An 11,949-nucleotide genomic window follows, 5' to 3' on the forward strand; every position below is an offset into this window, starting at 1 on the left:
TTAATATTTAAACGTTAAACGCATTGTGTTCAGTCACTTTAATTTATTTAACCTGAGGCTAGACTATTTAGCTAATTTTCTCTCAATAGCATCAAAAAGAATACCTGTGATTGATATATCATACGCGGCTTCAATTTCACGCACACACGTAGGTGCTGTTACGTTAATTTCGGTTAGTTTGTCGCCAATAATATCAAGGCCAACAAATACAAGGCCTTTTTCTTTAAGCGTGGGCGCAACAGCCTGTGCAATTCTCATATCTGACTCGCTCAATGGGCGAGCTTCACCACGACCGCCTGCGGCTAGATTTCCGCGAGTTTCACCGTTTTGTGGAATACGCGCTAAGCAGTAGGGAATGACTTCACCGTCAACCACAAGAACGCGTTTATCGCCTTGTGTAATAGCAGGAACATAATTTTGTACCATGGCATAGCGGCTGCCATGCTCGGTTAGGGTCTCGCAAATAACACCTATGTTTGCATCATCTTCTTTAACACGAAAAATAGATGCGCCGCCCATACCGTCAAGTGGCTTTAAAATAATGTCTTTATGCTCAGCTAAAAATTCACGAATTTGTTTTTGGCTGCGCGTAACTAAGGTATCTGGCGTGTGTTCGCTAAACCATGCAGTAAACAGCTTTTCGTTAGCATCACGCAAGCTTTGTGGTTTATTAATAATTAACGTGCCTTCATCTTCAGCGCGCTCTAAAAGATACGTTGCGTAAATGTATTCAGTGTCAAACGGCGGATCTTTGCGCATTAAAATTACATCAAGATCGGCAAGGGCAATGGTGGTTTTTTCTTCTAGTTCGTACCATTTTTCTTCGTTGTTAAATACACGCGCTTTGGCAGCGGTGGCATAAGACTTACCTTTACGAAGTGATAAATCATCCATCTCCATATAGTAAATTTCGTAGCCACGCTCTTGCGCCTGCATCATCATTGCAAAGCCGGTGTCTTTTTTGATGTTAAACCCACTAATAGGATCTGAAATAATACCTAATTTAATTGCCATGCGCTGTGCCTTAATCTATGTGTAATTACTACTAGAGTTTACTAATAGCTTTGATATGAGGGTGTTTTTAGCTATTTCAATTAGCTAAATCACCAAATTGTAGCTGTAATGCACTTAAGACCGTTAAAGCGGCGGTTTCAGTTCGTAAAACACGTGGCCCTAAACGAATATCAACAAATTCTTGTTGTTTAGTTTGTGCCATTTCTTCGTCAGTAAAGCCGCCTTCTGGGCCGACTAAAAACCGAACGCCATCTTCAGGTACAGTAATGGTTTTAATGCTGTGTTCTGCGCGAGGGTGAAGCGTGAGCTTTATCGCGTTAGTTGATTGCTCAAGCCACTGTTTTATGTCTATAGGGGGGTGAACAACCGGTACATAATTTCGCCCCGACTGCTCGGCTGCCGCAATCGCTATTTTTTGCCATTGTTGATGCTTTTTATCAAGGCGGTCGCCAATGAGCTTTACGCCACAGCGCTGACTAAAAATAGGGGTGATTTCGGTAATACCTAACTCAACTGACTTTTGAATTGTAAAGTCCATTTTATCACCACGCGATACGCATTGGCCTAAGTGAATTTTTAATGGTGATTCTACGTCGTGAGGATTAAACTGCTGTGGCATAACCACTACATTTTTTTTACTCACTTCTATAATTTCACTTAGGTATTCACCACCTTCGCCATTAAAAATAGACACATGTTCGCCTACTTTCATGCGAAGTACTCTGCCTATGTGGCCAGCTGCATCGTCATCGAGTGACACGGGAGTGTTTAGTGTAATAGAAGACGCTTGGTAAATATGAGGAACTCGCATGTGATTTCACTTATAAGTTGGCGATAAAGTTATATACCACTATGTTAAGTAAGCTGCGAGCTAGGTGCAATTATTTATTGTTTATTGTTTATTGTTTATTGTTTATTGTTTATTAAGTAACTCTGTTAACTCAATTATATCGACTGATGTATCGGCTATGTCGGTGTGACAAGATAGGTGGTTTGAAAAGCCTTCGTCTTTTACAGGGCTAAAAGCAAAACCACTTTCATCTTGAGTGACTAAAAAACGTTTTTCATGCAGTGAGTTATAAATAAAACGTTGTTTTTCATCAGCCAGTAAATAATCGGTTTGATTAAACAATACACCTTTAATGTCGTGATGTTCATGCAAATAACTGGCAAGCTCAGAAACGCTAATTTCGTTTTCAAAATCGCAATAACAATAATCTTTAATGAGTTCATCAAACATCATTTTAACTAACTGGCGAGTATTGGCACCTGCAATGACTAAGGTACTTGGGGCATCTCGCTTTGCACTATTAAAATAGTGACCAGCAAACGCTCTGCTAAATTCGTTATCTATATCGATTAATAGATAGTTAGTAACTTCAAATGGCATAATGTCCCAGTGCAATTAAGCAAAGTGTTTTGTAAGCAAGTTTTGTGTAAGCCCAAGCGAAAAGTGTTTAATGTTAAATAGAAAACATGCTAATTAGTAAATAGCCTATTGCACAAAAAACAGCAAATTCAATACAAGCAATACCTATGTTGTCTTGATGATCAACTTCAAGTGCTGCATCAATATTGGGTAGTGATATTTTTTTTACAATAAATGTTAACGCATACAACAGTATCCACATTACACCGCAATGCATTACCAGTGTAAATAGGTTTTCAACCATTTTACCGTTTTGAAACGTAGCACTCGACAAGCCTGCATACGAGGCAAGCGCTAAACCAATTGATTTACCAGCATAGCGAATACCAATAGAGGTATTTTCTAAATTAAAATTACTTTGTAGCGAAGCGCCTTGATTGGCTTTTGCAAAACGATGTTCGCGTATTTTACTATCAAGTGCAAACATACCTTGCAGTAAAAAAAAGCTGACTAACGCGATTAATAAGTTACTGAAGCCTTGAGTGTGGGTCCATGTGTAAAGGCCTAAGGTCATAATGAAATTAGCTATTAGCATGCCAGAGTCTACTAAGGCGGCGCATACATTTTGTTTTAAAATGGCCGCTTCTTCGTTAAAACGATGCAAAATCCACTTACGGTGAATCAAATGTCCCACTTTTATAAATGAAAACAACAGCAACACTAATATCGCTACTTTAAGTGGATTAGATTGTGCGGTACTTACACTTATTTCATCAAATAAAAAGGCAATAGTTGCAATAACAACCGAAATCTCTGAAGCAAAATTGATCCCCATGGCAAAGTTATCATGCTGGGCTAATTCATCTTTAAGCGCTTGTTTTAATTTAATTTGAGTTATTATTCTTAATGAAAAAATAGTTAAGCAAATAACAACAAAACTAATAGTAATCGCAACAAAACTAGTGTTAGATAAAGATAAATATGACATGGTTGTCCTAATTAGAGTTAACCTTAAAGGTTTTAATCATTCTAGTACGGTTACTGATGATATAAAAGAGAGGATTGATGAGTAACGCAATACAACTTCCTATTCAATTACAAAAACTTGGCCTGCAGCGTTATGAACAGCTTTACCCGCAGCACACGATAGAAAATGAAGTTGTAAGGTTATTAGCGTTAAGCGACTTTGCTTGGCGCTGTATTCAGTCGCAGCCTGATTTAAAAAGCGGGTTACTATGCGAAGCAGAAATTAAAAGCAGAGACATACCTTCTCCCTTTGAAAACTTAACATTGTCAGATATAAACGAAGCACAATGTCATCAGATACTTCGTAAATATCGTGAAAAATACTGGCTAAAAGTCGCTTTTCTAGATTTATGTTGTAACAACCCGATTGCAGATAGCATTGAATATATTAGCCTACTTGCAGATAAATTAATCCAAAGCGCTAACGAATGGGCGCACGCGCAAGTAGCCGCACTCAATGGTGAGCCTTTAGATGAGCAAGGACACGCTTTGCCTTTAATGGTGCTTGGTATGGGCAAGTTAGGCGGTAAAGAACTTAACTATTCTTCCGATATCGACCTTATTTTTGCATACCCTCGCAGTGTTAAAACTCAAGGCGGCCGAAAAAGTATCGAGGCGCAGGTGTTTTACACAAAAGTAGCCCAAAAGCTAATAGCTGCACTTAATCAAACCACAGGGGATGGACAGGTATTTAGGGTCGATATGCGCCTTAGACCGTTTGGTGAAAGTGGCCCGCTGGTCATGAGTTTTAACGCCATTGAAGATTATTACCAAGAGCAAGGGCGTGATTGGGAGCGTTATGCCATGCTCAAAAGCCGTTTAATTGGTACGCCTAATCATTACTGGGATGAATTTAATCAATTACTTAAACCTTTTGTATACCGGCGCTATATTGATTTTTCGGTGATTGAATCGCTTCGTAAAATGAAACTTATGATTGCGCAAGAAGTCCGCCGTAAACGTTTAACCAATAATATAAAATTGGGGGCTGGCGGGATTCGAGAAGTTGAATTTATTGTTCAAGCACTGCAAATGGTGCGCGGTGGGCGAGAGGCTAATTTACAAACGCAATCGTTACTCAATGCGTTAAACCAATTAGCGTTAAACCAAGTTATTGATGATAGCGAAGCAAAAGAGTTAAAAAGTAATTATCTTTATTTACGAAAAGTAGAGCAATACTTGCAAATATTTGACGATCAACAAACGCAAACTCTGCCAGATGATGACATAAACCAGCAGCGGTTAAATTACTTATTAGCAAAGCCAGACTTTGCTGCCTTAGTAAACGACATAGAGCGGGTAATGGGGCAGGTGCATAATGAGTTTATACAGGTAATAGGGGAAGAGACCGAGCCGCTAGATACCAATGAAGGCGCCTTTATAAGTGCGTGGGATCATGGCGATGTTAGTTTTTTAAATGAGCCTAAAGACGAATGGCAAGCTCCTTTACAAGACTTTAAGCTTCGTTTGTCTAAAGTCAAAGTAGGAAATAGAGGGCGTGAAATACTCGACAAACTCATGCCTGCCATGCTTAAACAGCTGAGCGACTTTAATGCCAGTGCAAGCGTATTTAGTACTGTGTGCCAAATTCTTAATAAAATTATTTCCCGCACGGCTTACTTAGAGTTGCTCTATGAAAACCCAGGCACGTTAAAGCAGTTGGTTTCTTTATGCTGCCACAGTAAGTGGATTGGCGAACATATTTCTCGCTATCCTATTTTACTTGATGAGTTAATTGACCCTGCCGTGCTTTATAAGCCAACACCATTAAGCGCCTATAAAGACGAGATTCGTCAGTATTTTTTACGAATAGAACACGACGATTTAGAGCTACAAATGGAGTCGTTGAGGCAATTTAAGCAAACTCATCAATTACGTATTGCCGCAGCAGATGCAACCGGTGTTCTTGATGTAATGAAAGTAAGCGATCACTTAACTGCATTGGCAGAAGCTATAGTTGAGCAGGCGGTAAATATTGCATGGCACAACACAGTAAAGCGCTTTGGTATGCCGCCCAATACCGACCACGAGCATAAAGGCTTTGCCGTTATTGCCTATGGTAAAACGGGTGGTTTTGAAGTGGGCTACGATTCAGATTTAGATCTTGTGTTTGTGCATAATCACGATGGTTCTAGTCAAACCAGTGGCGATAAAGCAATTGATTCACGCCAGTTTTATTTAAAGCTTGCCCAACGTTTAATGCACTTATTTAATACGCGAACGGCATCGGGTATTTTATATGAGTTAGACACGCGTCTTCGCCCTGAAGGTGCCTCGGGGTTGCTTGCTATCAATTTAGAAAGCTTTAATCACTATCAACAAACACAAGCGTGGACATGGGAGCATCAAGCGCTGGTTCGTGCTCGTATTATTTTAGGTCAAGATGAGTTAGCCGAGCGCTTTTCACAAATTCGTAAAAATATACTTTGCCAGTCGCGTGAAACGGCTATGTTAAAAGATGATGTCATTAAAATGCGAGAAAAAATGCGCGGTCACCTTGCTAAAGGCAACAGCCAGCAATTTGATTTAAAGCAAGATGCGGGTGGCATGGCCGACATTGAATTTATTACGCAATACCTTGTTCTTAAAAATGCACATGATAACGAGCAGCTAAGTGTATTTTCTGACAATGTAAGAATACTGACTGATGCTGCTAAAATAGGGAGTATTACAAAAGAGCAAAAGCAGCAGTTAATTAAAGCGTATATTGACTACCGTTCGTGCTACCACGTATTAAGCTTAAATCAGCAAGGAAAGCTAGTTGAACGCGAACAGTTTTTACAAGATATAACGAATGTAACTGCAATTTGGAAAGCGGTTTTTGAACTGTAGTGATATGGATTTTTTAATCATATTCATTCGCTTTGTAAGCAAATAAGTTTTAGTGATGTGCTTATGAAAAAAATCACGCAAAAGCGTGATTTTTTATACAACTCAAATATTGAGTTTTAAACAGTTAGCGCGCACATATTCAGAGGGTAACTCAGTTATAACAGCCGCTCTTTGCTTATTACAAAAGTAGGTATAGACCTCGTGTTCAAAGTCATCATTTATAGCTCTGCCCACTTGGTACAGGGCTGAGGTGAAATTACTGTCGACCCTAAAATGATCTTTAACGACATAGTCTTTACTTAAGTACCAATAAAGCTCAATACCTTCACTTTTAGCGTATTCAATTAAAACATCTTTTAATGTTGAACCGTTTTCGAAGCGTCTAGGCTCCACACTCCCTGTCCAACTCGCCGGCATGGGGGTAACAGTGCGCGTGCGCTCAGCTAAAACTCTATCGACAGTTTGATCTGGTTTTTTTAAACTCAAAACGTATTGATCGCGTTCTTTGTTGCTTTTAACTTGATTTCGAATAGAGGCGTAAAAGCGGGATAATCCTTCGGCAGCAGCATTTTTAGATTCTTTTAAATCCAATGTAGGCACATTTCCCATTAAAAAATAGGCCGCAAGCGCTATTAATATTACCGCAAATGACAAATATCTAATCCAAAACCACATTACAACGACCACCCTTATTTTTTCTTATTATTGTTATACCATTACTACTTGTAAAATGAAGGAGTATTTTTATCAGGTCGTGTTTTAAAGCGGCGGTGAAGCCACATATATTGCTCTGGCGCTGCATTAATTGAGAGCTCCATGCGTTGGTTTACGCGTGTAACATCGGCTTTGTCATCACCGCTTGGGAAGTTTTCAAGCTCTGGGATAATTTCTAAATGGTACTTTCCATTTTCGTCTCGGCGAGTAATTAAGCTCATTGTTTCGCAATTTTTACTGCCAGCAAACATCAGCGTACCGGTCGTGGTTGCGGTATCTTGTACAGCGTAAAAAGGCACAAATTCGCAGCGGTTACGGCCGTAGTCTTGATCGGGTAAGTAGTAACACACCTTTTTATTTTTTAACGCTTTTAGTAAGCCTTTTACGTCTTTTTTACCGACCAAATATTCATTGGAGCGAAGGCGACCATTAGTCGTAAAGTATTCCATTAACGGGTTATTGTGCGGGCGATAAAAACCAACGCCCATGCAGCCTAATCCCATTAATCGGCCTGCCATTTCAAGGTGTAAAACATGGGGTACTAATAATAAAACCCCTTTGCCAGAGCGCTGCACTCGCTCAAAGTGTTCAAGCCCTTTTAAAGACCCTAACGCTTTTTGTGCACGCCACTTTGGCCACCACCATGCCATTCCGGTTTCAACCATCGCAATGCCAGTGTTTTCCATATTTTTTAGCACTAATGATTTTTGATCTTCGTCACTCATTTCAGGAAAGCAACGTTTAATGTTTACTTCGGCGATGTGTCGGCGGCGTTTCATGTATTTATGAACTAAACGGCCAAGTAGTTTGCCCAAGGCTAATTGAAGTTTTTGCGGAAGCCAAGAAATTAGGTATAAGAAAAAAACGCCAATCCACGTCAGCCAGTATCGAGGGCCTAAAAAAGATGCTTTAAAAGGAGATGAGGTGACCACAAAAATTGCTCTAAAATTAAAAACGCTAGTTTAACGCTAAGCGCTGCAAAATACAAAAAGCCAGCATGTAGCTGGCTTTGTATGTGTTTTGTGACTGTTTAGGCTGCTTTTAAACCCTGATTTATAGCTGCTAGGTCTTTGCTTGTTAGTGTACCCGCCGCTTGCTTTAAACGCAGAGTAGACAGCACATAACGATAACGTACATCAGCAAGATTACGTTTAGCATTGTATAGGTTTTGTGTGCTTACAAGTACATCAACAATTGTACGTGTGCCTACTTCAAAGCCCGCTTCTGTTGCTTTTAAAGCACTTTGGGCAGATACAACAGCTTGTTCTAATGCTTTGTAGGTTGCTATGTCAGACACTACTTGATTGTAAGACGTTATAACCGTGCGGGTAATTGCGCGGTAATTGGCTTCGTAATCTTGGCTAGCAGCAACGTAAAATGCACGTGCTTGATCGGTAGCTGCAACTGTTGCACCCCCAGAGTATAGAGGGAGACTAAAGTTAAGCCCTACTGAGGCAGAATCTGCACGAGGTGTTTTAGTTAGGCTTGTACCATTTATATCTGTATCTGTTAAAGAGTCGCCATAACTTGCGTTTAGAGTCAGTTTTGGATAGTGCCCCGCCCTTGCCAGTTTAATTTGATCTTGCGCTATATCTACCGTTACTTTAGCAACTTGCAAGCTAATATTTTTATCTTTAGCCATATTTAAAAAGTCGCTAGAGTCTCGAGCAGGCTTAGTGGTAGAAAATGTCTCTGTGTTTAAAAAGTCTAACTTTGCGTGGTATTTACCCGTAATTTCTCGTAGTTGCTCACGCGCTGTTTCTACTGAGTTATTAGCAATAATTTCTTGTGCAACTGAATTGTCGAACTGTGCCTGTGCTTCGTGTACATCGGTAATTGCCGTTAAACCAACAGCGTAACGTTGTTTAGTTTGTTCAAGCTGGCGCTCGATGGCGCGTTTTTCCGTTTTAATAAATTCAAGGTTATCAATAGCACTTAAAACGTTAAAGTAGCCTTCAGCAACGCGAACAATTAAGTTTTGCTTAGCTGAATCGTATTGAGCGTTTGCTTGCAAAGCTTGTTTATCTGCAATGTCTAATGAGTTCCATGCGCCTAAATCAAACAAAGTTTGGCTTAAGCTAAGGCCACGTGTGAACTGCTCAGAGTCACTTTCAACTTTTTCGTCCGCACTTTCAAAAGAGGTTGAGTCACTTTTTGTGTAACCCATTGTTAAACCAATTTGCGGCAATAATGCAGCCATTGCAGTATCTACTTGATAAGATTGTGCATCTGCTTGGGCTTTTGCTTTTAAAACGGTAGGATCGTTGGCCGTTGCAATTTCAAAAACTTGTAGTAAATCTTCAGCGTTTGCTGCTGTTGTGCCTAATGCGCATGATAAACTAACTAGCGCCGCAAGAATGTTCTTTTTCATGTGTTGTTCGGTCCTTAGACAATTTTTATACTAAAACCATGGTAACCTGTTTTACGTAATAACTAAAAATAAAAAGAGTAAAACAGTGCGTCGAAATGTAACAGAATATATTAACGTACTTCAAAGTTTTTAATAAGTAGAGGATGCTTACGTGCCAGATAAAAAACTTGTTCAGTTTACGCATAAAGATGTCAGCGTAAAGCCGGTTAAAAATTTGTATAAAGGCTTTTTTCAGGTTGATTTGTATCAGTTTGAACACGCCTTGTTTGCGGGCGGTAAATCAAAACTTATTAGTCGCGAGATTTTAGAGCGTGGAGACGCCATTGCCGTGCTGCCTTACGATCCGGTGTCAGATACTGTGCTTTTAATAGAGCAAATACGTATAGGGGCTATTAAAAGCAAGCATTCTCCCTGGCTACTAGAATGTATTGCTGGCATGACTGATGGCAGTGACGATTACGAATCGGTAGTAAAAAAAGAGGCGTATGAAGAGGCTGGGCTTAATTTAACAGAACTTGAATTTATGCTTTCGTATCTTTCAAGCCCCGGTGGTACAACAGAGCGACTACATTTGTACCTTGCACGAGCCGATTTAAGTAAGGTTGAATCTGGTGTGTATGGCCTTGAAACCGAGGGTGAAGATATAAAAACTCACGTACTTAGCGTTGATGATGCACTAACTCGCCTCAATAACGGTGAAATGGATAATGCCGCAACGGTTATTTGTATGCAGTGGCTTGCGCTTAACCATGAAAAAATGAAACACAAGTGGACAGACTCTTCTTCATAGCCGCAAATGGGCTAACAGTATAATGGTGGTATTTTGACAGTACAATTAGCAACAAATCGATATATCCAAAGCCTCCCAAAGTATTTAACGCTTTGTGAGCACAATTACTTACGACTTTTAAAATTATTACCGCCTGAGCGAACGGTTGGCAACAGCCGAGAAGTAAAGCTGGGCAGCAGTGAGTTTGCGACTAAAGTTGATGGTAGTGCAAAATACACCATGGATATTTCGATTAAGCAGCTAAGCGGCATGCTAAAAGGGATTGCACCGCTTTATTTAACGGTTAGGTTGTATCACGATGCTAAAGTGGCTGAAATTATTCATCACGATTATCATCAGCGCATTAAGCCTTCTTATGGTTATCCTAATCCCAAAATGCATCAAAAAGATGAAAAGTACCAACTTAATGCATTTTTATACGACTGGCTTGTCGCCTGTGTAGAGCATGGACAAGCAACATTAAATTGGGATGTAAACAATGGCTTGGTTTGATGACCCTTATCGCATTGATAAATCGTCGCTACGCATAGCACACATTACCGATTGCCATTTATTTTCTGATAAAACGGGTGAGTACTTTGGCGTAAATACCGCACATTATTTTGTACATGCGCTGGCTCATATGGCTAAACAATCCCTTGATTTTGTAATATTTGGCGGCGACCTTACGCAAGATCACAGTGCAGAGTCCTATTTTTTGTTTAGTGAGCTTATTGAGCAAAGCGATTTAACATGCCCTGTTTTTTGGGTGCCGGGTAATCACGATGACATCATGTTACTCAACAGAATGAGTGGTGGGCAAATAAATCGCGCTAAACATATAGTCGCAAATGGCGTTGAGTTATTACTTATTAATTCAAAAGGGCCAACCCCTGCAGGGTGGGTGAGTGGGGCACATTTGGACGAAATGACCGAGCGCCTTATCGCATCTTCTAGCCCCAAAATAATATTTTGCCACCATAACCCACTCCCCATTAATGGCTACTTAGACAAACACATGCTGGAAAACGGGCCACAATTACTTAATATATTAGTTAATAGCGAAAACGTTTTTGGTTTGTTTCACGGCCATGTTCACAATGAATACATGCAAACATTTAGAACGCTCCCCATCTACGCGACTCCTGCCAGCTCGGTACAGTTTAAAAAACACAGTCCTGATTGGATACAACAAGACATAGGGCCAGCATACAGGCTGATATGTATAAGCACGAAAAAAGATAATATAAGCACAGATATGGAAGTAGTATGGCTAAACGGGTAATCTATATTCATGGTTTTAATAGCTCAGATAAATCATATAAAGCTGTGCGCTTTGGCGAGCTTATGGCACACTATGACGTTGACTATTTTGTACCGTGCCTAAACCATGAGCCCATACAAGCCATCATAGCGCTTGAGCAATTACTTACACCTAATACTGTTTTATTAGGAAGCTCATTAGGTGGATTTTTTGCCACGTATTTATCGCAGCGTTATCAAATTCCTGCAGTGGTTATAAATCCCGCGGTTGCGCCATATAGTTTATTAAAGCCGTTGCTTGGTTTAAATTATAATCCGTACCAAGATTATCATTATGAATTGAATAACAGCCACATAGCGGCTTTAAAAGCATTGGCTGTAGATGACTTAAAACACCCTGAATTGCTGTATTTATTACAGCAAACAGGCGATGAAGTATTAAATTTTCAGCACGCAGTAAATTATTATTCGCAATGTAAACAAAGGGTCGAGTTTGGTGGCGATCATAGCTACCTTGGTTTTGAACAAACCTTTGCAAGTATTGTAGATTTTCTTAAAATCACGTAAAACTAGTTAAGCATAGCCTTAGCG

12 protein-coding genes are annotated in these 11,949 nt (G+C 39.9%); 5 read left to right on the forward strand and 7 right to left on the reverse strand.

Annotated features, from left to right (window positions below):
- Positions 1–63: 63 nt before the first annotated feature.
- The 4 genes from gshB to CWB62_RS04990 form a co-directional block, all read right to left on the reverse strand.
- On the reverse strand, positions 64–1,014 hold the full coding sequence (gene gshB / locus CWB62_RS04975; protein ID WP_008132396.1) for a glutathione synthase: 951 nt from the start codon (positions 1,012–1,014) through the stop codon (positions 64–66).
- 76 nt (positions 1,015–1,090) lie between these two features.
- Positions 1,091–1,825, reverse strand: coding sequence for a 16S rRNA (uracil(1498)-N(3))-methyltransferase (gene rsmE / locus CWB62_RS04980; protein ID WP_006793186.1), 735 nt, complete (start codon positions 1,823–1,825; stop codon positions 1,091–1,093).
- Positions 1,826–1,927: 102 nt separating this feature from the next.
- On the reverse strand, positions 1,928–2,404 hold the full coding sequence (locus tag CWB62_RS04985; RefSeq protein ID WP_006793185.1) for a hypothetical protein: 477 nt from the start codon (positions 2,402–2,404) through the stop codon (positions 1,928–1,930).
- 73 nt (positions 2,405–2,477) lie between these two features.
- Positions 2,478–3,371, reverse strand: a complete 894-nt coding sequence (locus CWB62_RS04990) for a DUF350 domain-containing protein (RefSeq protein WP_138529104.1) — start codon at positions 3,369–3,371, stop codon at positions 2,478–2,480.
- A 77-nt stretch (positions 3,372–3,448) separates the two neighbouring features.
- Here CWB62_RS04990 and glnE point away from each other — a divergent pair, with 77 nt between their 5' ends.
- On the forward strand, positions 3,449–6,241 hold the full coding sequence (glnE, locus tag CWB62_RS04995; protein WP_138529102.1) for a bifunctional [glutamate--ammonia ligase]-adenylyl-L-tyrosine phosphorylase/[glutamate--ammonia-ligase] adenylyltransferase: 2,793 nt from the start codon (positions 3,449–3,451) through the stop codon (positions 6,239–6,241).
- A gap of 102 nt (positions 6,242–6,343) precedes the next feature.
- Here glnE and CWB62_RS05000 read toward each other — a convergent pair whose 3' ends face one another.
- The 3 genes from CWB62_RS05000 to tolC all read right to left on the reverse strand — a co-directional run bounded on the left by CWB62_RS05000 (position 6,344) and on the right by tolC (position 9,326).
- Positions 6,344–6,916 (reverse strand): toxin co-regulated pilus biosynthesis Q family protein, encoded by a 573-nt coding sequence (locus CWB62_RS05000; protein ID WP_058405835.1) that lies wholly within the window; start codon positions 6,914–6,916, stop codon positions 6,344–6,346.
- 44 nt (positions 6,917–6,960) lie between these two features.
- Positions 6,961–7,887, reverse strand: coding sequence for an LpxL/LpxP family Kdo(2)-lipid IV(A) lauroyl/palmitoleoyl acyltransferase (lpxL, locus tag CWB62_RS05005; RefSeq protein WP_138529101.1), 927 nt, complete (start codon positions 7,885–7,887; stop codon positions 6,961–6,963).
- 98 nt (positions 7,888–7,985) lie between these two features.
- Positions 7,986–9,326, reverse strand: a complete 1,341-nt coding sequence (gene tolC, locus CWB62_RS05010) for an outer membrane channel protein TolC (protein ID WP_138529099.1) — start codon at positions 9,324–9,326, stop codon at positions 7,986–7,988.
- Between the two features lie 151 nt (positions 9,327–9,477).
- Here tolC and CWB62_RS05015 point away from each other — a divergent pair, with 151 nt between their 5' ends.
- From CWB62_RS05015 to CWB62_RS05030, 4 genes are read left to right on the forward strand one after another with little or no spacing between them, the layout of a single operon-like run.
- Positions 9,478–10,116 carry an NUDIX domain-containing protein gene (locus CWB62_RS05015; protein ID WP_138529097.1) on the forward strand — a complete coding sequence of 213 codons (639 nt, stop codon included), beginning with the start codon at positions 9,478–9,480 and terminating at the stop codon, positions 10,114–10,116.
- A 33-nt stretch (positions 10,117–10,149) separates the two neighbouring features.
- Positions 10,150–10,608: a DUF1249 domain-containing protein gene (locus CWB62_RS05020; RefSeq protein ID WP_058405839.1), complete on the forward strand. Its 459-nt coding sequence runs from the start codon at positions 10,150–10,152 to the stop codon at positions 10,606–10,608.
- Positions 10,595–11,380, forward strand: a complete 786-nt coding sequence (locus CWB62_RS05025; RefSeq protein WP_138529095.1) for a metallophosphoesterase — start codon at positions 10,595–10,597, stop codon at positions 11,378–11,380. Before CWB62_RS05020 ends, CWB62_RS05025 begins: the two co-directional genes overlap by 14 nt.
- Positions 11,365–11,925, forward strand: a complete 561-nt coding sequence (locus tag CWB62_RS05030) for a YqiA/YcfP family alpha/beta fold hydrolase (protein WP_058405841.1) — start codon at positions 11,365–11,367, stop codon at positions 11,923–11,925. Before CWB62_RS05025 ends, CWB62_RS05030 begins: the two co-directional genes overlap by 16 nt.
- Positions 11,926–11,949: the final 24 nt, after the last annotated feature.

Source organism: Pseudoalteromonas sp. S408 (genome assembly GCF_005886645.1).
Taxonomy (GTDB): Bacteria; Pseudomonadota; Gammaproteobacteria; order Enterobacterales; family Alteromonadaceae; genus Pseudoalteromonas.